The sequence below is a fragment of the Microbacterium galbinum genome (genome assembly GCF_023101185.1).
Lineage (GTDB): Bacteria > Actinomycetota > Actinomycetes > Actinomycetales > Microbacteriaceae > Microbacterium > Microbacterium galbinum.
On sequence record NZ_CP078077.1, the window covers coordinates 134355 to 154691 of the forward strand.

At 68.9% G+C, this 20337-nt stretch carries 23 protein-coding genes; 6 read left to right on the forward strand and 17 right to left on the reverse strand.

Features of this window, described 5'->3' with window-relative positions; genetic code table 11:
• Positions 1-177 precede the first annotated feature (177 nt).
• The 4 genes from KV396_RS00740 to KV396_RS00755 are packed head-to-tail and all read right to left on the reverse strand — an operon-like array spanning position 178 to position 4068.
• The gene (locus KV396_RS00740) at positions 178-1155 is read right to left on the reverse strand and encodes a TAXI family TRAP transporter solute-binding subunit (protein WP_247956534.1); all 978 of its coding nucleotides are present in this window, start codon (positions 1153-1155) and stop codon (positions 178-180) included.
• Positions 1152-2528, reverse strand: coding sequence for a sensor histidine kinase (locus KV396_RS00745; protein ID WP_247956535.1), 1377 nt, complete (start codon positions 2526-2528; stop codon positions 1152-1154). Before KV396_RS00745 ends, KV396_RS00740 begins: the two co-directional genes overlap by 4 nt.
• A gap of 3 nt (positions 2529-2531) precedes the next feature.
• A complete protein-coding gene (locus tag KV396_RS00750) occupies positions 2532-3203 on the reverse strand; it encodes a response regulator transcription factor (RefSeq protein ID WP_247625343.1) in 672 nt (223 codons plus the stop codon).
• 52 nt (positions 3204-3255) lie between these two features.
• Positions 3256-4068, reverse strand: a complete 813-nt coding sequence (locus KV396_RS00755) for a TrmH family RNA methyltransferase (protein ID WP_247625342.1) — start codon at positions 4066-4068, stop codon at positions 3256-3258.
• A gap of 81 nt (positions 4069-4149) precedes the next feature.
• Here KV396_RS00755 and KV396_RS00760 point away from each other — a divergent pair, with 81 nt between their 5' ends.
• Positions 4150-4605, forward strand: coding sequence for a ribosomal maturation YjgA family protein (locus KV396_RS00760; protein ID WP_247956536.1), 456 nt, complete (start codon positions 4150-4152; stop codon positions 4603-4605).
• Between the two features lie 12 nt (positions 4606-4617).
• On the opposite strand, the gene rplT is transcribed toward KV396_RS00760, so the two are convergent.
• From rplT to infC, 3 genes are all read right to left on the reverse strand, one after another.
• Positions 4618-5004 carry a 50S ribosomal protein L20 gene (gene rplT, locus KV396_RS00765; RefSeq protein WP_045252681.1) on the reverse strand — a complete coding sequence of 129 codons (387 nt, stop codon included), beginning with the start codon at positions 5002-5004 and terminating at the stop codon, positions 4618-4620.
• A 31-nt stretch (positions 5005-5035) separates the two neighbouring features.
• Positions 5036-5230: a 50S ribosomal protein L35 gene (gene rpmI, locus KV396_RS00770; protein WP_247625340.1), complete on the reverse strand. Its 195-nt coding sequence runs from the start codon at positions 5228-5230 to the stop codon at positions 5036-5038.
• 73 nt (positions 5231-5303) lie between these two features.
• A complete protein-coding gene (infC, locus tag KV396_RS00775; protein WP_308194271.1) occupies positions 5304-5948 on the reverse strand; it encodes a translation initiation factor IF-3 in 645 nt (214 codons plus the stop codon).
• A gap of 230 nt (positions 5949-6178) precedes the next feature.
• Here infC and KV396_RS00780 point away from each other — a divergent pair, with 230 nt between their 5' ends.
• Entirely contained in the window at positions 6179-6577 is a 399-nt protein-coding gene (locus tag KV396_RS00780; protein ID WP_247956537.1) for a DUF1844 domain-containing protein, read from the forward strand.
• Between the two features lie 172 nt (positions 6578-6749).
• Here the strand turns inward: KV396_RS00780 and KV396_RS00785 are convergent, their stop codons facing one another.
• The 6 genes from KV396_RS00785 to KV396_RS00810 form a co-directional block, all read right to left on the reverse strand.
• Complete coding sequence (locus tag KV396_RS00785) at positions 6750-7577, reverse strand: SseB family protein (RefSeq protein ID WP_247956538.1); 828 nt, start codon at positions 7575-7577, stop codon at positions 6750-6752.
• On the reverse strand, positions 7561-8307 hold the full coding sequence (gene priA, locus KV396_RS00790) for a bifunctional 1-(5-phosphoribosyl)-5-((5-phosphoribosylamino)methylideneamino)imidazole-4-carboxamide isomerase/phosphoribosylanthranilate isomerase PriA (protein WP_247634394.1): 747 nt from the start codon (positions 8305-8307) through the stop codon (positions 7561-7563). Before priA ends, KV396_RS00785 begins: the two co-directional genes overlap by 17 nt.
• Before the next feature lie 102 nt (positions 8308-8409).
• Positions 8410-9045, reverse strand: a complete 636-nt coding sequence (gene hisH / locus KV396_RS00795) for an imidazole glycerol phosphate synthase subunit HisH (RefSeq protein WP_247625336.1) — start codon at positions 9043-9045, stop codon at positions 8410-8412.
• Complete coding sequence (gene hisB, locus KV396_RS00800) at positions 9042-9659, reverse strand: imidazoleglycerol-phosphate dehydratase HisB (protein ID WP_247625335.1); 618 nt, start codon at positions 9657-9659, stop codon at positions 9042-9044. Before hisB ends, hisH begins: the two co-directional genes overlap by 4 nt.
• Entirely contained in the window at positions 9656-10741 is a 1086-nt protein-coding gene (locus KV396_RS00805; protein ID WP_247956539.1) for a histidinol-phosphate transaminase, read from the reverse strand. Before KV396_RS00805 ends, hisB begins: the two co-directional genes overlap by 4 nt.
• Before the next feature lie 77 nt (positions 10742-10818).
• Positions 10819-11181 (reverse strand): LysM peptidoglycan-binding domain-containing protein, encoded by a 363-nt coding sequence (locus KV396_RS00810; protein WP_247956540.1) that lies wholly within the window; start codon positions 11179-11181, stop codon positions 10819-10821.
• 309 nt (positions 11182-11490) lie between these two features.
• Here KV396_RS00810 and lexA point away from each other — a divergent pair, with 309 nt between their 5' ends.
• Together lexA and KV396_RS00820 are read left to right on the forward strand one after the other, a co-directional pair.
• Positions 11491-12177: a transcriptional repressor LexA gene (gene lexA / locus KV396_RS00815; RefSeq protein ID WP_247625332.1), complete on the forward strand. Its 687-nt coding sequence runs from the start codon at positions 11491-11493 to the stop codon at positions 12175-12177.
• A 47-nt stretch (positions 12178-12224) separates the two neighbouring features.
• Positions 12225-14090 carry a S9 family peptidase gene (locus tag KV396_RS00820; protein ID WP_247956541.1) on the forward strand — a complete coding sequence of 622 codons (1866 nt, stop codon included), beginning with the start codon at positions 12225-12227 and terminating at the stop codon, positions 14088-14090.
• A 7-nt stretch (positions 14091-14097) separates the two neighbouring features.
• Here KV396_RS00820 and smpB read toward each other — a convergent pair whose 3' ends face one another.
• From smpB to ftsE, 3 genes are all read right to left on the reverse strand, one after another.
• A complete protein-coding gene (gene smpB / locus KV396_RS00825) occupies positions 14098-14574 on the reverse strand; it encodes an SsrA-binding protein SmpB (RefSeq protein ID WP_247956542.1) in 477 nt (158 codons plus the stop codon).
• A gap of 95 nt (positions 14575-14669) precedes the next feature.
• Positions 14670-15584, reverse strand: coding sequence for a permease-like cell division protein FtsX (ftsX, locus tag KV396_RS00830; RefSeq protein ID WP_247956543.1), 915 nt, complete (start codon positions 15582-15584; stop codon positions 14670-14672).
• Positions 15581-16696: a cell division ATP-binding protein FtsE gene (gene ftsE, locus KV396_RS00835; protein ID WP_247634389.1), complete on the reverse strand. Its 1116-nt coding sequence runs from the start codon at positions 16694-16696 to the stop codon at positions 15581-15583. Before ftsE ends, ftsX begins: the two co-directional genes overlap by 4 nt.
• 174 nt (positions 16697-16870) lie before the next feature.
• On the opposite strand from ftsE, the gene KV396_RS00840 reads away from it, so the two are divergent.
• The gene (locus KV396_RS00840; RefSeq protein ID WP_247956544.1) at positions 16871-18124 is read left to right on the forward strand and encodes a DUF2510 domain-containing protein; all 1254 of its coding nucleotides are present in this window, start codon (positions 16871-16873) and stop codon (positions 18122-18124) included.
• A gap of 33 nt (positions 18125-18157) precedes the next feature.
• Entirely contained in the window at positions 18158-19171 is a 1014-nt protein-coding gene (locus tag KV396_RS00845; protein WP_247956545.1) for a DUF2510 domain-containing protein, read from the forward strand.
• A gap of 22 nt (positions 19172-19193) precedes the next feature.
• On the opposite strand, the gene prfB is transcribed toward KV396_RS00845, so the two are convergent.
• Positions 19194-20303 carry a peptide chain release factor 2 gene (gene prfB / locus KV396_RS00850; protein ID WP_247625325.1) on the reverse strand — a complete coding sequence of 370 codons (1110 nt, stop codon included), beginning with the start codon at positions 20301-20303 and terminating at the stop codon, positions 19194-19196.
• Between the last annotated feature and the right edge of the window lie 34 nt (positions 20304-20337).

Sequence of the window (20337 nt, forward strand, 5' to 3'; positions counted from 1 at the left end):
GCCCCGGTGGGTTCAGTCGTCGCGCCACCCGTCCCCACGGGCATCCGCGTTCATCGTCGAACGGTGCGCGACCGACCTCACGATCGCAGAGCCCCCGGGCGCTGTCAGACTTCTTGAGGATTTCTTGAGGGTCGTAACAAGGGCGTTACGCAGCGGTCCCCGAGGGGCGCGGCGCCGTCATCCGCGCTGATCGCGATAGAAGTCCACCGCTCCGCGATGGAGGTCCACGGGCACGGTGAAGATCGCCTGACGGCGGCTCAGGAGCGCCGCCGCCGGCACGTCCTCCGCCATGCGCGAGCGCGCGTCGAAGAGCACCGTGAGCACGTCCTTGACGACCGCATCCGGGGTCGCGGACGCGACGATCAGGTAGTTCGGAACGGCCATCGTCGGCACCGATTGCGCGATCCCGTAGGCGCCCGCGGGGAAGTCCGACGAACGGTACGCGTCGGAATACCGTGCGTTGACGGCGTTGACCCAGTCCTGTTCGATCGGCAGCAGCCGCAGGGGCAGCGAACCCGAGAGGTTCTCGATGCCGGGCGTCGGCAGCCCCCCGACCCAGAAGAACCCGTCGATCTCGCCGCTCTCGAGCGCGGCGATCGACTCGCGCAGATCCAGCTGCGGATTGCTCACCGACCCGGCATCCACCCGGGCGACGTCGAGGATGCGCGTGGCGATGACGTTGACGCCCGATCCGACGGCGCCCAGCGACACCGTCCGCCCGGTGAGATCGGTGATGTCGTCGATCTCGGAGTCCGCCCGCACGACGACGTGCACGTACTCGTCGTACAGGCGCGCCGCCGCCTGGATCGGGAGAGGCTCGTCGAACGCGCCGCGTCCGGCCACGGCATCCGCGGCCGCATCGCCCTGGGCGAAGCCGAGCAGGGCCTCGCCGGACGCGACCCTGCGCAGGTTGTCGACGGAGCCCTCCGTCTCCGTCACCTCGGCCGATACGCCGAGCGCGGTCGAGAGTTCCTCGGCGAAGTGCCCGCCGTAATCGAAGTAGACCCCCGTCGTGCCTCCGCCGGCGATGACGGCCGTGCCCTCCGCCCACTCGCCCGCGCGCGGGCTGCACCCGCTCGCGCCGAGGACGACGACGGCGGCGCAGACCGCGGCAGCGGCACGGCGCGCGAGCCGGAGCATCCGATCCCTGGTCATTCGAACCCCCCGTTCGTGAGCACGAGCGACACCAGGAGACCCCCGCCCTCCGGCGACGACACGACCAGTTCGCCGCCGATGGATGCGAGCAGATCGGTGGCGATCGCCAGCCCGAGTCCGGTACCCGGGGTGTCGTCGCTGTCGGCGCTGCGCCAGAATCTGTCGGTGGCGTACTCCACCTGATCCCCGGCGAGCCCCGGCCCGCGATCCCGCACGGTCAACCGACAGCGTTCGCCGTCGCGTTCCACCCCCAGCTCGATCACCGAATCGGGCGGCGAGAACTTCACGGCGTTGTCGATGACCGCATCGAGTGCGCTCTCGACGATCGTGCGATCGGTGACGCACATGACGATCCCCTCCCCCGTGCGTCGGAAGCCGATGCCGCGGGGCCCCGCCACCTCGCGCCAGGCATCGCTGCGACGCTCGACGAGCGTGGTGAGGTCGACCGCGGAGAACATCGAATCGGCGCGACCGCTGCGGGCGAGGTTCAACATGGTCTCGAGGATCCGAGCCATCCGACGCCCTTCCTCGCGCGTCTCCTCGATGTCGTCCTTCCAGTCGTCATCGAGCCCCGTCGCCAGGTGCTCGACGCGCAGCAGCAGCGCGTTGAGAGGATTGCGCAGTTCATGCGAGGCGTTCAACGCGAACTCCTGCTGGCGGGCGAGGCTGCGCTCGATCTCCTCGGCCATGCCGTTGAAGACCCTCGTCATACGCCTCAGTTCGGGCGGCCCTGTGTCCTCCGCGACGCGCGCATCCATCTCACCGTGCTCGATCGCCACCATCGCATCGTCGAGCCGCCGCACGGGCGAGAGCACCCACCGGGCGAGTTGGAACACCAGGAGAACGCCCAGGGAGATCGAGACGAGGGCGACCCCGATCAGGATCAGCAGCTGCTGCAGGATCGCCGTGCGCGGAGCCTCCACCTCGGCCGAGATCATCACCGCGCCGATCACATCGCCGTCGTCGAACACCGGCTCGACCATCGTGGCGTCCGAGATGATCCAGGGGAAGAAGGCCTCCGGGGCCTCCGCGCGGCGGCCGGAGAGCGCGAGTCGCACCTGCTCGGCCTCCTCCTCGGAGAGCACCCCCGGCTCCGACTCGCTCGCCGCCCAGACGGATCCGGTGAGGTCGTACACCGCGATCTCGATCCCGTAGACCTGCTCGAACCTGCGCGCCTCGCCCTCGAACACCCCGGCGGCATCCGAGCGGAGCGCCTGCCGGGCCGTCGTGGCGAAGTAGCCGAGGTCACCGATCTGTTCGGTGTAGACCGCCTGCTGGATGCTGCGCGCGGCGCTCCATCCGGTCGCGCCGCCGAGGGAGAGGAGGATCGCGACCAGGGGCACCAGGAACACGATCACGAGCCGCTTGCGCACCGGCTACGACCCCACGAGCCGATAGCCGACGCCACGCACCGTCTCGATCACCCGGTGCGAGCCCGTCTTCTTACGGATGGCTCCGACGTGCACCTCGAGCGAGTGACCGAAGCCGCGCCAATCGGTGTTCCACACCTCGCGGATGAGTCGATCCTTCGGAACGGCGACTCCGGGATAGCGCGCGAGCACCGCGACGATGTCGAACTCCTTGGGCGTGAGGTCGACCGCCTGGTCGTCGACCCGGAGCTGCCGTGCCACGAGATCGATCGCGACAGCACCGCCGTGGATCGTGACCACGCCGTCGGACTCGGGGCGCACCGCTCGCGAGCGCCGTGTCACCGCCTCGATCCGGGCGAGGAGCTCGTGCACGTCGTACGGCTTCACCACGAAGTCGTCGGCGCCAGCCCGCAGCCCCTTGATGCGCTCGGTGACCTGGCTGCGCGCCGTCACGACGACGATCGGCACGTCGGAGCGGCCACGGATACGGCGGCACAGATCGATGCCGTCGACGTCGGGCAGACCGAGATCGAGGAGGACGACCTCGGTGTCCGCCCCCAGGAGATCCATCGCCGCGGCGCCGTCGGACGCCCTCACGGTCGCATACCCCGAACGGGCGAGGAAGGCGTCGAGCGCCGCGGCGACGCGATCGTCGTCTTCCACGATCAGTATCCGCATGCGCTCCCCTCCTCTCTCCGTCGGCGGTGACGGACGGGCAGGAGCAAAAGTATCAGCCGACCGTCGCGGCGCGCTGCGCGAACGCGCTCTCGTACAGGCACACGCTCGCCGCGGTCGCCAGGTTCAGCGACTCCGCCTTGCCGAAGATCGGGAGGCGCAGAACGCGATCGGCCAGCGCCAGAGCATCGTCCTCCAGGCCTCGCGCCTCGTTTCCGAACAGCCACCCGGTCGGCTCGGCGAGCACGCCCTCGGCGCGCGCGGAGAGCAGGTCGTCGCCCTTCACATCCGCGGCGAGGATGCGCAGACCGGCTTCGTGCGCGCGGGTGATGACGTCTTCGAGTTCCCCGCCGACCGAGACCGGGAGGTGGAACAGCGATCCCGTCGTGGCGCGCACGACTTTGGGGTTGTACGGATCGACCGTGCGTCCGGTGAGGACGACGGCATCCGCTCCCGCCGCATCCGCCGCGCGGATGATCGTCCCGAGGTTGCCGGGATCGCGCACCTCCTGGCAGATCGCGACCAGGCGAGGGGATGCCGCGAAGACGTCGCGCACGGACGTCGGCGTCTGCCGGACGACGGCCACGAGCCCCTGCGGAGTGACCGTATCGGCCATCGCGTTCAGGACGTACTCGGTGACGTGCTCGACATCGATGCCGGCATCTGCGGCCTGAGCCCGGATGTCGGGATGCCTCTCCCACCCGGTCGGGGTCGCGAAGAGCTCGACGATCGCCTCGGGACGGTAGGTCAGAGCCTCTCGGACGGCCTGCGGCCCTTCGAGGAGGAAAAGCCCTGTCTCGGTTCGTGCGCTTCGCTTCGTCAGCTTGGCGACGGCTCGGACTCGGGGGGAGCGGGGGTTCTCCAGCACGATCACAGTCTAGGGAACACCTTCCCCGCGCCGAGCCATTGACGCAGGCGCAGTTCCAGGTCCGATCGATAGGGTGCGGGCGTGACAACCGACAGCCCATCGTCCCCGCGGGCGAGGCGAAGCCGACGGATCGGTTGCGCCGCAGCGGCTGCGGGAGTCATCGGCGCAGGCCTCTTCGTCCACGGTCTCGCCGAGGGGCCGGCCGGGGACATCGCCGGGGACGGCCTCTACGCCGTGCTGATCTACGCGCTCATCGCCTGCGCGCTCCCCCGTGCGCGCTCCGTCGCGATCACGGTGTCGGCCGCCCTCGTGTGCGCTGCCGTCGAGTTCGCCCAACTCACCGGCATCCCGCACGCCCTGGGCCAGGCGTTCCCACCCGTGCACCTGGTGCTGGGTTCGGGATTCGATCCCCGGGATTTGGTCGTCTACCTCTGCGCCGTCGCGGTGGCCGCTGCGCTCGACGCCGGCGTGCGCTCCAGGTGGACAGCGCGTCCGGAGAAAGCAGAAGGCGCCCTCCCGGAGGAGAGCGCCTTCTGAAGAGATCGCTGCTTACGCAGCCGACTTCGGAGCGTTGACGTCGGAAGGCAGAGCCTTCTTGGCCGTCTCGACGAGAGTCGTGAACGTCGCTGCGTCGTTGACCGCGAGGTCGGCGAGCATACGACGGTCGACCGTCACACCCGCGAGGCCGAGGCCCTGGATGAAGCGGTTGTACGTAATGCCGTTCTGGCGTGCCGCAGCGTTGATGCGCTGGATCCAGAGGCGACGGAAGTCACCCTTGCGCTTGCGACGGTCCCGGTACGAGTAGACCAGGGAGTGGATGACCTGCTCCTTGGCCTTCCGGTAGAGGCGCGAACGCTGGCCGCGGTAACCGGAGGCGCGCTCGAGGATGACCCGGCGCTTCTTGTGAGCGTTTACCGCCCGCTTGACTCTTGCCATTTTCCTGTATTCCTATCGTGCGTTCGGCGCGTCAGCGACCGAGAAGCTTGTTCGCGACCTTGGCGTCTGCCTTCGACAGAACCTGGTCCTGGTTGAGGCGACGGGTGCGACGGCTCGACTTGTGCTCGAGGTTGTGACGCATGCCAGCCTGCTGCTTCTTCAGCTTTCCGCTGCCGGTGATCTTGAAGCGCTTCTTCGCACCCGAATGGGTCTTCTGCTTCGGCATCTTCTCTTCCTTCGTATGGCGCCTTCTCAGGCGACGGTGTCAACCCGCGGTGCGGGAGTGTGTGGGGCGGGTGTCACTCCGCGGCGGCTTCGGCCGGAGCCTCGGCCTTCGCCTCGCGGGCAGCCTGCTTGTTGGCGGCGCGCTGCGCGTCGCGAACGGCGTTCTGCTCCTGCTTGGCCTCGGACTTGCTCTTCAGCGGAGCCACGACCATCACCATGTTGCGACCGTCGATCGTCGGGTTCGACTCGACGGTTCCGAGCTCCGCGACGTCCTCGGCGAACTTGCGCAGCAGACGCACACCCTGCTCGGGACGCGACTGCTCGCGGCCGCGGAACAGGATCATGGCCTTGACCTTGTCGCCGGCCTTCAGGAAGCCCTCGGCACGCTTGAGCTTGGTCGTGTAGTCGTGCGCCTCGATCTTCAGGCGGAAGCGGACCTCCTTGAGAACGGTGTTCGCCTGGTTGCGGCGAGCCTCCTTCTCCTTCTGGGCGGCTTCGTACTTGAACTTGCCGTAGTCCATGATCTTGACCACGGGCGGCTTCGAGTTGGGTGCGACCTCGACGAGGTCGAGGTCGGCTTCCTGCGCAAGGCGCAGCGCCGCCTCGATGCGGACGACGCCGATCTGCTCACCCGCGGGGCCGACGAGGCGGACCTCGGGGACGCGGATGCGCTCATTGGTGCGGGGATCGCTGATGCGGAACTCCTTAGACGATGGGATTCGGCCACCGGGATGCTGTCAGCATTCCGGGCGAAATCAGAATCGTCCCCACCCACCGGCCTTCAGAAGCCGGCTTCGCACCCTGACGACCGCCCCGCTCTGCGAGCGGATCCGGTGGAGTGCAAGACCCGGTAGCCTGGAACGGCAAGCGCGGGTGGGAAGTGAATCCTCTTTCGTGCCGGAGCATGACGCTCCGGAGCCCGACAAAGTCTAACAGAAGGCAAGGCGAAGTGACGAACCAGGCATCCAACGAGGCTGACCGCGAGCGCGAAGAGCGCTGGGCACGGCAGGAGGAGGCCGCGTCGTCCGCGACGCGCGACATCGCCGACGTCCCCGCCGTCGAGGTCATCACCACCGCCGCCGTGCACCTCATGAGCGCGGCCGCCGTCAAGCTCGGTCTCGCCGACGACCCGAACGCGCAGGATCAGCTCGACCTCGACGAGGCGCGCAAGCTCATCAACTCCCTCGCGGGACTCATCACCGCCGGTGCCCCCGAGATCAGCGACATGCACGCGCGCTCCCTGCGCGACGGATTGCGCTCGCTCCAGCTCGCCTTCCGCGAGGCTTCCGTCATCCCCGACCCGATCGGCAAGGGGCCGGGCGAGAAGTGGACCGGGCCGGTCAACTAGTTTCTCGGGGATGCATGACCTCGGGGGCGAGCTGCGCGATGCTGCCCTCTCTCGCAGAACGGGGACCCTCCCGCTTCGCGGGCCCCTCCCGATGCTCGTTCGGGCAGCATCGCTCCGCCCGCACTCATCGTCGAACCGAAAGCAGTCGACGCCGTGAGCGAAGCAGCGACGGTCAGGCGCTGCGGCGGAGCTTGACGGTGAGGGAGTCCGCCAGGACGGCGATGCGGTCGTCAGACGACCAGCGCTGAGCGAGGCGGGCGAGCACCGCGTCGAGGACCTCTCGCTCGAGTCCGTCGACGAGTTCGAGGATCACGATCAGTTCGGGACCCCGCAGACGCGCATCCGGATCCCCCGCGGCCACGGCCACGTCGATCACCGCGAGCTCCTGCGCGACGCTCGCCTGCAGGGCGGCGAACACCTCGGGCGAGAGGAAGCTCGGTTCCCACGCGTGCTCCTGCGCGATCGCCCACACCGCGGGGCGGCGGATCACGAACTCGGTCTCCGACGTCGGGTCGAGCACGATCAGATCGGTGTCGTCGGCGGATGCCGCGAGAGCCGCGCGAACGGCCTCGACGGGGATGGGTCGCGCCGACGCGTCCCATCGCTGCATCGCCTCCACCGAGGAGAACACGGGTTGCACGCGACGCCCGTCGGGTGCCGCGACCGTCACGATCGAGAGCTCCTGCGTCTTGTCGACGGCGAGTCCGCTCGGGGCGACACCCTCCTCGCCCTTCTCGGCGACGAGCGGGATGAGCACCCGCGCATGGCGGAAGGCGTCCACGACCTCCACCTGGCTGCCGGAACCCGCGCGGAAACTCAGCAGCGCGGCGAGCAGGGCGGGATCGGCGGAGCCGTCATCGGCGGCGTGCTGGTTCGCCTCGAAACTGCGCCCCTCCCACGGAACGCCGGCGGAGTCGCCACGGTCCGCCGCACCCGCGTGATCGTGGGAACCGTGACCGTGCGGGCCGTGACCGCAGGAGTCGTCAGTCGCCGGCGACATCCAGCGCCTCAGCAAGGGTGAACGCCCCGGCGTACAGGGCCTTGCCCACGATGGCGCCCTCGACTCCGAGCGGCACCAACTCGCGCAGCGCGGCGATGTCGTCGAGGCTTGAGATGCCGCCCGAGGCGACGACGGGCTTGGGCGTACGGGCGGTGACCTCGCGCAGGAGTTCCAGGTTCGGGCCGCGCAGCGTGCCGTCCTTCGTCACATCGGTGAGCACGTAACGGCTGCAGCCCGCGTCCTCCAGGCGGTCGAGCACCTCCCAGAGGTCGCCGCCCTCCTTCGTCCACCCACGTGCTGCGAGGGTCGTGCCGCGGACGTCCAGACCGACGGCGATCGCTTCGCCGTAACGGCCGATCACGTCGGCCGCCCACTCCGGGTTCTCCAGCGCAGCCGTGCCGAGGTTGATCCGGGTCGCTCCGCTCTCGAGAGCGGCCTCGAGGGTCGCGTCGTCGCGGATTCCCCCCGAGAGTTCGATGTTCACGCCTCGGTACTGCTTGATGACCTTGCGCAGGATCGGCGCGTTGCTCCCCCGGCCGAACGCCGCATCGAGATCGACGAGGTGGATCCACTGAGCGCCCTGCGAGACCCATTCGCCGGCGGCATCCAGCGGATCTCCGTAGCTGGTCTCCGTGCCGGCCTCGCCCTGCGTGAGGCGCACGGCCTTGCCACCGGCGACATCGACTGCGGGGAGCAGCGTGAGAGAGGGAGACTGTGCGAAGTCGTTCATGACGTCCTTGGTGTGGGGGCTCGGCGCCCGTTGCGGGCACGAGATTCGAGGGTACTCTGCGGCCGCACGGGCCTCAAAATGCATGACGCCGGGCGGCGCCTCTCAGAGGCTCCGGGTCCAGTTGCGCAGGAGACGGATGCCCGCGTCCCCCGACTTCTCCGGGTGGAACTGCGTCGCGGTGAGCGGGCCGTTCTCGACCGCGGCCAGGAACGGATCACCGTAGGTCGTCCAGGTGAGAACGGGCTGCGGGAACGGCGGGATGACGTCGAGTTCCCAGGTCTGAGCCGCGTACGAGTGCACGAAGTAGAAGCGTTCGTCCTCGATGCCGTCGAACAGGATGCTGTCGGGTCCAGGGGACACCGTGTTCCAACCCATGTGCGGGAGGACCGAGGCGTTGAGCTCGGTGACCGCTCCCGGCCACTCCCCCAGTCCCTCGGTGTTCTGCCCGCGTTCGACACCGCGTTCGAAGAGCACCTGCATCCCGACGCAGATCCCCATGACCGGGCGTCCACCCGCGAGCCGACGATCGATGATGTCGTCTCCGCCGTGCGCCCGCAGGGCGTCACGGACCGCGGCGAACGCGCCGACACCCGGCACGAGCAGTCCATCGGCTTCGAGCGCCTCGGTGCGATCGCGAGTGAGGACGGCATCCGCTCCGGCGGCGACCAGCGCCTTCACCGCGGAGTGCACGTTGCCGGACTCGTAGTCGAAGACGGCGACCCGGGGCGTGCGGGTCACAGCGCGCCCTTGGTCGACGGGATGCCGTCGACCAGCGGGTCGAGGGCCTTGGCCTGCCGGAAAGCGCGGGCGAAGGCCTTGTACTCCGCTTCGGCGATGTGGTGCGGGTCGCGACCACCCAGCACGCGCACGTGAACGGTGAGCGCCGCGTTGAAGGCGATCGCCTCGAAGGTGTGCCGGACGAGCGAGCCCGTGAAGTGTCCGCCGATGAGGTGCTGCTCGAAGCCGGCAGGCTCGCCTTCGTGCACGAGGTACGGACGGCCGGAGATGTCGACGACGGCCTGGGCGAGCGCCTCGTCGAGCGGCACGAGCGCATCGCCGTAGCGCGAGATGCCCGCCTTGTCGCCGAGCGCCTCACCGATCGCCTGGCCGAGCACGATCGAGATGTCCTCGACGGTGTGGTGCGCATCGATGTGGGTGTCGCCCGAGGCCCGCACCGTCAGATCGGTGAGCGAGTGCTTGGCGAAAGCCGTGAGCATGTGGTCGAAGAACGGAACGGAGGTGTCGATGCGGCTGGCGCCGGTGCCATCGAGGTTCAGCTCGAGCTCGACGGTGGACTCCGACGTGCTGCGCACGCGGCGCGCGGTGCGCGGGGCCGGGGTGGGGGTGCTCATGAGGCCGATTCTATCGAGGCCAGCGCATCGAGGAACGCCGTGGTCTCGGCCTCGGTGCCCGCGGTGACGCGCAGGTGGCCGGGGATCCCGACGTCACGGACGAGCACGCCCTGCTCGTAGAGACGCTGCCACGTGGCCTTCGGATCGGAGACGCCGCCGAACAGCACGAAGTTGGACCAGGACTCGTGAGGCGTGTATCCGAGCGCCTCGAGCGTCGCGGTGATCCGATCGCGCTGCGCGACGATCTCCTCGACCATGCCCAGCATGACGTCGGAGTTGCGCAGCGCGGCGACCGCCGCCGCCTGGGTGAGCGCGCTCAGGTGGTACGGCAATCGCACGAGACGCAGGGCGTCGATGAACGCGGGATCGGCGGCCAGGTATCCCACCCGCGCTCCGGCGAAGGCGAAGGCCTTGCTCATCGTGCGCGACACCGCGAGCCGCGGGCGTCCCTCCAGCAGCGTGAGCGCCGAGGGTGCGTCGTGCGGAGCGAACTCGTGATAGGCCTCGTCGACCACGACCACACCGCGCGCGGCGGCATAGACGGCCTCGATGACGTCGAGTCCGAGCGGCGTCCCCGTCGGATTGTTCGGCGAGCACAGGAGCACCACGTCGGGATCCACCTGCTCGATCTGAGCGACCGCCTCTTCCGGGGTGATCGTATAGTCGGGTTGGCGCTCCCCCGCCACCCAGCGCGCGCCCGTCCCCTGCGCCAGCAAGGGGTACATCGAGTACGTCGGCGCGAAGCCGAAGACCGTCCGCCCCGGGCCGGCGAAAGCCTGGAGAATGTGCTGGAGCACCTCGTTCGAGCCGTTGCCCGCCCAGATCTGCGAGGCGTCGAGGCCGTGACCGAGGTACTGCGCGAAGCCCTCACGGAGAGCCGTGAACTCGCGGTCGGGGTAGCGATTCACGTCGCGGAGCGCGACCGCGATGTCGTCGAGGATGTCGCTTGCCACGGCATCCGGTACGGGATGCGTGTTCTCGTTGACGTTCAGAGCGATCGGGAGCGGCGCCTGAGGTGCCCCATACGGGGTGAGCCCTCGGAGATCGTCGCGGAGAGGGAGATCATCGAGCGAAGAAGTCACCACTCCATGCTAGGCCGCACAGCCGGGGCCGCTCTCCGCGTTACCGCCTTTTGCGGTGGGGACGACGGCCGGACGAGTCAGCTCGCGTACTCCGCGGGGATCGACAGCTCCTGGCCGATCTGCAGAACGCCGCCCTGCAGCATGTTGAGACGAGTGATCTCGCCGATCACCTCTCGCGGGTCGGACTCGGGCGAGACCTCGGCCGCGATCGACCACAGCGTGTCGCCGGGCATCACGGTGACCGTCTCGAACGTCACCGTGCCGGCCCCCTCGCCGGTCGCCAGCGCGCTGCCGCCGCTGAGCGCGGCGAAGGCGATGCCGAATGCGAGAGGAAGCGCAGCCAGAGCGAGCAGCACACGACGACCGCGCGCCGTCAGCCGGAGACGCGTCGCCGGGCGGACCGGACGGACGGCTGCGGTGCTGAAGGTGATGCTGCTCATGTCGTTCTCCTCTGCCTTGCTCCGGTGAACCGGAGGTCTGTCATCACCCGCGAGCGATGACCACGTTGGCGTAGCGTTCGCATCCGCCTCTCGGCCGGGAGGGGCGAGTGCGAAGCTACGTTCCGAAGATATCTTCGAATTCGAATATCTGTCAAGCTTTCTTCGAAATCACGTTCGCGATTTCACCGACACGCTCGAACAGATCTTCCACATCCGCGCTTTTCTCGGATACGGTTTCGATACCAACACCGAACCACGGGCCTCCGACATTCGAAGAAGGACGCCGGAATCGCGCACCGAAGGAGCATCATGAGCGAGATCACCGCCCCCGATCCCGAGGCACCGCGCACACGCCGTCGAAAGAGCCTGAGCCCCAAGCAGATGGCCATTCTCGAGGTGATCCAGGCGTCGATCGCCCAGCAGGGGTATCCGCCGAGCATGCGCGAGATCGGCGACGCCGTCGGGCTCAAGTCGCTCTCGAGCGTGACCCACCAACTCGGCCAGCTCGAGCTCAGCGGCTACCTGCGTCGCGATCCCGGCAAGACGCGTGCGATGGAGGTCCTGATCGATCTCCCCGGCACGAGCACCGAGAACCCCGCCGATGTCGCCACTCCCGTGGGCGACGCTGCTCTGGTGCCCCTCGTCGGTCGCATCGCCGCCGGCGTTCCGATCACGGCCGACCAGCACGTCGAGGAGATCTTCCCCCTGCCGCGACAGCTCGTCGGAAAGGGCGACCTGTTCATGCTCAAGGTCTCGGGCGAGTCCATGATCGACGCGGCGATCTGCGACGGCGACTGGGTCGTCGTCCGCTCCCAGCACACGGCCGAGAACGGCGAGATCGTGGCGGCGATGCTCGACGGTGAGGCGACGGTCAAGACCTTCCGGCGCCGCGACGGCCACACCTGGCTGCTTCCGCGCAACTCGGCGTTCGAACCGATCCTCGGCGACGAAGCCGTCGTCCTCGGAAAGGTCGTCGCCGTCCTCCGCGCGGTCTGACGCACACCCGGGCCCGGCGCGCTCGCGTCGACGCATAGGCTCGAAGCATGTCGTCACCGTACGGTTCCTGGCCCTCGCCCTTCACCCCGGCATCCGTCGCCGCGGCCTCCCCTCGCCTCGACGGAGCACGATTCGTCGGCGAGGAGATCTGGTGGGCGGAGTCCGTGCCCGCAGAGGGCGGTCGCATGACGGTGCGCTCATCGCTCGGACATGAGGTGCTCCCCGCTCCCTGGAGCGCTCGATCGCGCGTGCACGAGTACGGCGGTGGAGCATGGACGGCGGACGCAGATGGCACCCTCTTCTTCGTCCAGGCCGACGATCAGCGTGTCTACCGGCTCGATCGCGGCACGGAGCCTGTCGCTCTCACTCCTCCGGGCCCCGCCCACGGCGGGCTGCGCGTGCAGGACAGCCGCCTTCTCGCCGTCCGCGAGGATCTGACCTCGACGGAGCACCGTCGGGCGATCGTCGAGATCCCGACCGACGGATCTGCCGCGGAGTCCCCGTCCGCCGTCATCGTGCACGCCGAGAGCGGCGCCTTCTACGCCCATCCCTCCCTCTCCCCCGAAGGAACGAGACTGGCCTGGGTCGAATGGTCGGGCGAGCGGATGCCGTGGGATGAAGCGCACCTGCGTCTGCGTGACCTGCGCTCCGGCGAGACGGGCTCGGTATCCACGCGGGCGGCCCTGCAGCCGGAGTGGATATCCGAGAACGAACTCCTCTTCGCGGACGACCGCGACGGGCGCTGGGCCGTGCACCGTGTCACCGTCGACGGGATCGCGCCCACGGCCGCGCCGGTCCCTCTCACCTCCGCCGACGCCGACACCGGCTACGGACTGTGGGTGCTCGGCAATCGCTGGTTCCAGCCTCTCGATGACGGGCGCCTCGTGGCCGTGCGCACGAACGGCCGCGACGAGATCGTCGTCCTCTCCGGCGACGGTTCCGAGCGACGTGTCGAGGTGCCGTGCGACGGGCACGTGAGCATCGATGACGTCGTCGGCTCGCTCGTCCTGCTCTCGGGGAACGGATCGGGCGTCACCTCCGGGGTGTGGTGCGCCGATCTCGACACGGGTGCCGTCGTCGCGGTCCGCGGAGGCGAGGCCGTCGATCCCGCGTGGATGCCGCCGCCCCTCGCTCTCACCTTCGACGGCCGTCACGGCCCGGTGCACGCCTACGCGTATCCGCCCGCGAACCCGGGTGCTGCGGCATCCGCCGACGAACTCCCGCCGTACCTGGTGCTGGTGCACGGCGGCCCGACCGCTCACGTGACCGGGGCGACCTCGGCGGCGCTCGCGTTCTACACGAGCCGCGGGATCGGGGTGCTCGACGTGAACTACGGCGGGTCGACCGGCTATGGACGCGCCTATCGCGAGCGGCTCGACCGCCAGTGGGGCGTCGTCGACGTCGACGACGTCATCGCTGCGGCGCACGGCCTCGCGGCGGCGGGCCTCGCGGACCCGACGCGCATCGCGATCCGCGGAGGCTCGGCCGGTGGTTGGACGGTCCTCTCCGCGCTCGTGCGCGGGGGCGCGTTCGCGGCGGGCATCTCGCGCTACGGCGTCTCCGACCTGAGGATGCTCGTCGCCGACTCCCACGACTTCGAGAAGCACTACATCGACGGCCTCGTCGGTCCGCTCCCGGCATCCGAGAAGCTGTACGTCGAACGCTCGCCCCTGACGCACGCCGACCGGATCGACGTTCCGGTGCTCCTGCTCCAGGGAGCCGATGACATCGTGGTGCCTCCGTCGCAGTCCGAGGCGATCCGCGATGCGCTCGCCCGACGGGGCGTCGATCACGAGTACGTGCTCTACCCCGGAGAGGGGCACGGCTTCCGGCGCGCGGAGACGGTCGTCGATGCCCTCGAACGCGAACTCGCGTTCCTGGGTCGGGCGTTCGGCTTCACGCCGTCGCCGTGACCTGCGGCTATTCGCCGACGCGGTTGCGCAGTCGCATCGCGCGTTCCGCTTCGCGCGTGTCCTGACGCTCACGGAGCGTCTGGCGCTTGTCGTACTCGCGCTTGCCCTTGGCGAGTGCGATCTCGACCTTGGCGCGACCGTCGGAGAAGTACAGCTTGAGCGGGATCAGCGTGTAACCGCCCGCCGAGACCGCGTGGGCGATCTTCGCGATCTCCTCGCGATGCAGCAGCAGCTTGCGGATGCGCTTGGCCGAATGGTTCGTCCAGTGCCCCTGCGAGTACTCGGGGATGTGTACGGAGTCGAGGAAGACCTCGTTGCCCTTGACGAACGCGTAACCGTCCGAGAGGTTCGCGCGCCCCTGGCGCAGTGACTTGACTTCGGTGCCGGTGAGCACCATCCCCGCCTCGTACGACTTCTCGATGTTGTAGTCGTGACGTGCGCGACGATTGGTCGCGATGACCTTCTCCCCGCGTTCCCTGGGCATGATGCTCTCCTGATCCGTGTCGTGCGCTCGCACAACAGCCTTTCAGCATACCTGCGTCACGTGCCTCCGAGCCACTTCCGACCCGGCCGAGATGGTCAGGTGCGCAGCCAGCGCCGGATCGCGAAGCCCGCCGAGAGTGCGGCGAGCAAGACGCCGATGCCGATCAGCACCGGCACGACCCACGCGGCATCCTGCATTCCGATCCAGGTCGTGATGAAGGGCACGCGTCCCCGCAGGTAGCCGTTCACGCCGAAGTGCACGCCCGCGAGGATCGCCGCGCTCGCGAGCGCCGAGCCCAGCAGGGCGGCGAAGACGCCTTCGAGCACGAACGGCGTCTGGATGAAGCGGTTCGACGCGCCCACCAGGCGCATGATCCCGATCTCCTTGCGCCGCGCGTAGGCCGACAATCGGATGGTCGTGGCGATGAGCAGCGTCGCCGCGATGAGCATGAGCACCGCGATCCCGACAGCCACGTACGTGGCGACCGTGAGCGCCGAGAACAGCGGTTCGAGATATTGCAGCTGATCCTTGACCTGCTCGACGCCGGTCTGACCGCTGAAGGCTTCGGAGAGCACCTGGGACTGCCCCGGATCCTTCATCGTCACGAAGAAGACCTCGAACGCCTGGTCCGGGGTGATCACGCTCGCCTGCTCCTCGCCCACCTGCTCGACGAGCTTGGCGTAGGTGTCTTCCTTCGTGTCGAAGGTCATCGAGCTGATGAGCGGCGCGAGCGCGTCGCCCTCGAGCTGAGCGCGCACCGAGGCGACCTGCTCTTCGCTTGCAGCCCCGTCTACGCAGGTGTCGGACTCCGACACCGCCGAGCACATGTACACGGCGACCTGGGCGCGTTCGCTCCAGTAGCCGCGCATGACGCCGATCTGCGACTGCATCAGGATCGCCGCGCCCACGAAGGTGAGCGACACGAACGTCACGAGCACGACCGAGATCACCATCGAGATGTTCCGGCGCAGGCCCAGCAGGGCCTCGGTGAGGATCAGTCCGATTCTCATGAGGTCGGACCCACTTCCTCGTCGTCGCCGCTGGAGAGGCCGAGTCTGTCGGCGACGCCGAGCTCGGCGACGTCGACCTCGGGAAGGACTATCGGATGCGTGCGCGGACCGGTGGAGGGAGACGTCGGCGCGGCGTCGGCTTCGGCGGGCGCAGCCTCATCGGCGACGGGTTCCGCGGGAGCCGCGGCGGGGACCTGGCCCGGAGCCGGAGCGGCTGCCGCGGCGGCGGCGGGAGTCGGCACAGGCGCGGGGGAGGCGGGTGTCGGAGCGGATGCCGCGGCCTTGCGCTGCGCGCTGAGCTCCTCGGTCAGTGCGGCCCGCACGATCGACAGATCAGACGTCTGGCGCTGCACCTCCTGCACCGCCGTGAGCGCGGCCGCGGCGGCGGCGCCGCGCACCTCCTCGGGAACGAGACGCGGGATGTTGGAGGTGTCGCCGTAACCGCCGTGCACCTCGTCGCGCACCATCACGCCGTCGCGGAGCTCGATGACGCGGCGCTTCATCTGATCGACGAAACCGGCCTCGTGTGTGGCCATGAGCACGGTCGTTCCGCCCGCATTGATACGTGCGAGGAGCTGCATGATGTCGACAGAGGTGGCGGGGTCGAGGTTTCCCGTCGGCTCATCGGCGAGCAGCACCTGGGGGCGATTGACGAGAGCGCGCGCGATCGCGACGCGCTGCTGCTCACCGCCCGAGAGCTCATGCGGCATGCGCTTCTGCTTGCCGTCGAGACCGACCAGGGCCAATGCTTCGGGAACGGCCTGCTGGATGAAGCCCCGCGACGAACCGGTCACCTGGAGGGTGAAGGCGACGTTCTGGTACACAGTCTTCGACGGAAGCAGGCGGAAGTCCTGGAACACCGAGCCGATGTGGCGTCGGAAGTACGGCACCTTGCGGTTCGCGAGCGAACGGAGGTCGCGGCCCATCACCGCGACGCGGCCCGTGGTGGGCACGTCCTCGCGCAGGATGAGCCGCAGGCAGGACGACTTCCCGGAACCCGAGGCACCCACGAGGAAGACGAACTCCCCGCGCTGCACCTCGAAGTCGACTCCGGAGAGGGCGGGCTTGGACGTCCCGCGGTAGCGTTTCGTGACGTTCTCGAACCGAATCATGGCGGTACGAGCCTAAGCGCGCTCCCCTCCCGCGCCGCGCGCGACACCCCGCGCGGGCCGGACGTGCGAGAAGGCATCGTTCGACATCCGTCTCCGTCGATGTCACGAGCCACTGCTATACATGAAGTGGCAGTCCGCGCCATCCACGCGGACGTGAGATCCGAGGGGGATGCCATGACGACACCTGCAGGCTGGTACGACGACGGTTCCGGGCGTCAGCGCTGGTGGGACGGCGAGCAGTGGACCGAGCACTTCGCTCCCGAGGCGACGGCTCCCGAAGCGAGCGCTCCCGAGACGACCACCGTCTCCGAGCAGCCGACCGCGCAAGCCGCCGAGGAGCCGCTCCCCGTCGTCCCGACCGAGGCCGAGGTGGACGCGACCATCGCGGTCGCCGAAGAGAACGAGCCGTCGGCACATGCGGATGCCGCAGCCGAGGCGCCGGCATCCGACGTCGCCCCCGAAGCCCCGGCCTACGTCGCTCCCGAGGCCCCGGCCTACGTCGCTCCCGAGGCCCCGGCCTACGTGGCTCCCGAGGCACCCGCTTACGCAGCGCCGGCCTACGCGGCACCCGGCTATCCGACCACCGCCCCCGGAGGCGCTCCGGCCTACGGCGTCGCTCCGACGGGCGCATACCCCGGCAGCGCTCCCTACGGCGGCGCCCCCGGCGGGTACACCCCGTACCCCGGCTCCCCCGCCGCCGAGCCCCGCCCGATCTCGGTGCTCGGCCTGGTCGGACTCGGTCTCGCCGTGCTGGGAACGATCCTCGTGTGCTTCCTGCTGACCGCGGTCTTCGGCTGGATCCTCCTCTTCGCCGGGCTCGTGGTCTCGATCGTGTCGCTCTTCCTCAAGGGCAAGAAGTGGCCGGGAATCACGGGAATCGGAGTGTCCGTCCTCGGAGGCATCGTCGGCGGCATCATGGCGATCGTGTTCTTCACGTTCGGCATCGCCCAGATCGCCATCGACACCGCGGAGTCGTACTCGCCCCCGCCCGTGCCCTCGATCGGCACCGACGGCGGAGAGGACTCCGGCGAGATCGTCGAGGGCACGATGGGCTCTCCCGTCACGGTGAACCAGTACTCGGGCGAGAGCGAGGTCACCATCACCGACGCGTCCTGGGGCACCTCCAACGGCTCCAGCTTCGAGGCCGAGAACGGCGGATACCTCTCGGTCGAGCTCACGTGGGAGGCCATCAGCGGCGACACCTCCGTCAACCCGCTCTACTTCACGGTGATCGATGCCGACGGCAACGAAGGCACCTACGACTACTTCGGCGACGCCACGCTCGAGTCCGCCCAGCTGGCCCCGGGCGAGACCGCGCAGGGCACGCTGTCGTTCGATGTCGCGCAGAGTGACTCCTACACGATCATCATCACCGACGAACTGCTGCAGGACGTCGCGGAAGTGACCGTCGAGGCCAGCGCCCGCTGACCGCGGAGCGTCGAGACGAAGAGCACCACCGAGGTGTCGACTCCCGCAGGCTGGTACGACGACGGATCCGGGCAGAAGCGCTGGTGGGACGGATCGGGATGGACGGCGCACGTAGCCGCCTCCGCGGCCCCCGCGCTCATGTCTCCTGAGCCTGCACCGTTCGTGCCGCCGTACACGCCGCCCCTCGCCCCGCCGGTGCCCACCGCACCGCCGGGGGCATCGCCGATCGCCGCGCCGCAGTACCCCTCGGCACCTGCATATCCGTCGGCGCCGCAGTCCCCCTCTGCAGCGGCCTACCCGCAGTACCCGTCCGCACCGCAGTTCTCGCCCTCGCCGCAGTTCTCGCCGAACCTGTCGGCCCCGGGGATTCCGGCGCCGTACGACGGCTACGCACTCCCCGGTGCCTCTCACGCGCCGTTCCCGGCCGTCGGACTCGCCGGCCTCATCGCCGCCGCACTCGGAACGATCGTGGCCTGCATCCCGCAGATCCCGCTCATCGGATGGTTGCTCCTCGGCGCGGGATTCGTCCTGTCGCTCGTATCGCTGTTCCTCCGCGCCCGGAAGTGGGCGGGAATCGCCGGGCTGGCGGTCTCCGTGCTCGGAGCGCTTCTCGCGGCCGTGCTCTCGTTCGTCCTCGTGGGTTCGTTCTCCGCGTCAGGGAGCGCGGACGACGTTCCCGGCAGCGAGGTGATCTACGCCAGCGACCTGGAGGTGGGCGACTGCCTGCCCGAGGGGCTGGACGGCGAAGAGTTCTTCGAGGTGACGATCGTGCCGTGCGACGGTCCGCACATCGACGAGATCTACTACGAGTTCGATCTACCGGACGGAGAGTTCCCCGGCGAGGAAGCACTCGCCGACGCGGCCATCCGCGAGTGCGAGCCCGAGTTCGAGGACTTCGCCGATATCGCCTACGAGGAGTCCGAGCTGGACTACTGGTGGCTCACTCCGACGGAGACGTCGTGGGCCGGCGGAGACCGCACCATGCAGTGCCTGATCTACAGCTACGACGGCACCGTGACCGGCACCCTCGAAGGCGCCGCCCGCTGAGCCGCGGACGGGCCGTTCGAGATCAGTCCTCTTCGGGACGCTTACGCCAACGGATTCCGGCGGAGATGAAGCCGTCGAGGTCGCCGTCGAAGACCGCCATCGGGTTGCCCGACTCGTATCCGGTGCGAAGATCCTTCACGAGCTGCTGACCGTAGAGGAAGTACGAACGCATCTGGTCGCCCCAGCTGGCGGTGATGTTGCCTGCGAGTTCCTTCTTCTTCGCCGCTTCCTGCTCCTTCTGCAGCAGGAGGAGGCGGGTCTGCAGCACGCGCATGGCTGCGGCGCGGTTCTGGATCTGCGACTTCTCGTTCTGCATCGACACGACGATGCCGGTCGGAAGGTGGGTCAGTCGCACGGCGGAGTCGGTGGTGTTGACCGACTGGCCGCCGGGGCCGGACGAGCGGAAGACGTCGACGCGGATGTCGTTCTCGGGGATGTCGACCTCGGTCGCCTCCTCCATGAGCGGGATGACCTCGACCGCGGCGAACGACGTCTGACGCTTGTCGGCCGAACCGAAGGGGCTGATGCGCGCCAGGCGGTGGGTGCCGGCCTCGACCGACACCGTGCCGAACGCGTACGGCGCGTCGATCTCGAACGTGGCCGACTTGATGCCCGCGCCCTCGGCGTAGGAGGTGTCCATGACCTTCACGGGGTACTTGTGCCGCTCGGCCCAGCGCAGGTACATGCGCATGAGCATCTCGGCGAAGTCGGTCGCGTCGTCGCCACCCGCTCCGGAGCGGATCGTCACGATCGCGGAGCGCTCGTCGTACTCGCCGTCGAGCAGCGTCTGCACCTCGAGCTGGTTGATCATCTCGGTGAGGGCTGCGAGTTCGGTGCGAGCCTCCTGCGCGGAGTCCTCGTCACCCATCTCGTTGGCCAGGTCGACGAGCACTTCGAGGTCATCGAGGCGCTGGGCGATGCCGGTGACGCGGGCGAGCTCGGACTGGCGGTGGCTCAGCGCGCTGGTGACCTTCTGCGCGTTCTCGGTGTCGTCCCAGAGGTCGGGGGCACCGGCTTCTTCGCTGAGTCGCGCGATCTCGTCGCGGAGCCGTGCGACATCGACGACCTCGCTGATGTCGCCGAAGGTGTGCCTGAGTGCCTGGATGTCGGCGGAGAGATCGAGTTCGAGCATGATCATCGAGCCTATCCTGTCGTCGCCGCGGGAG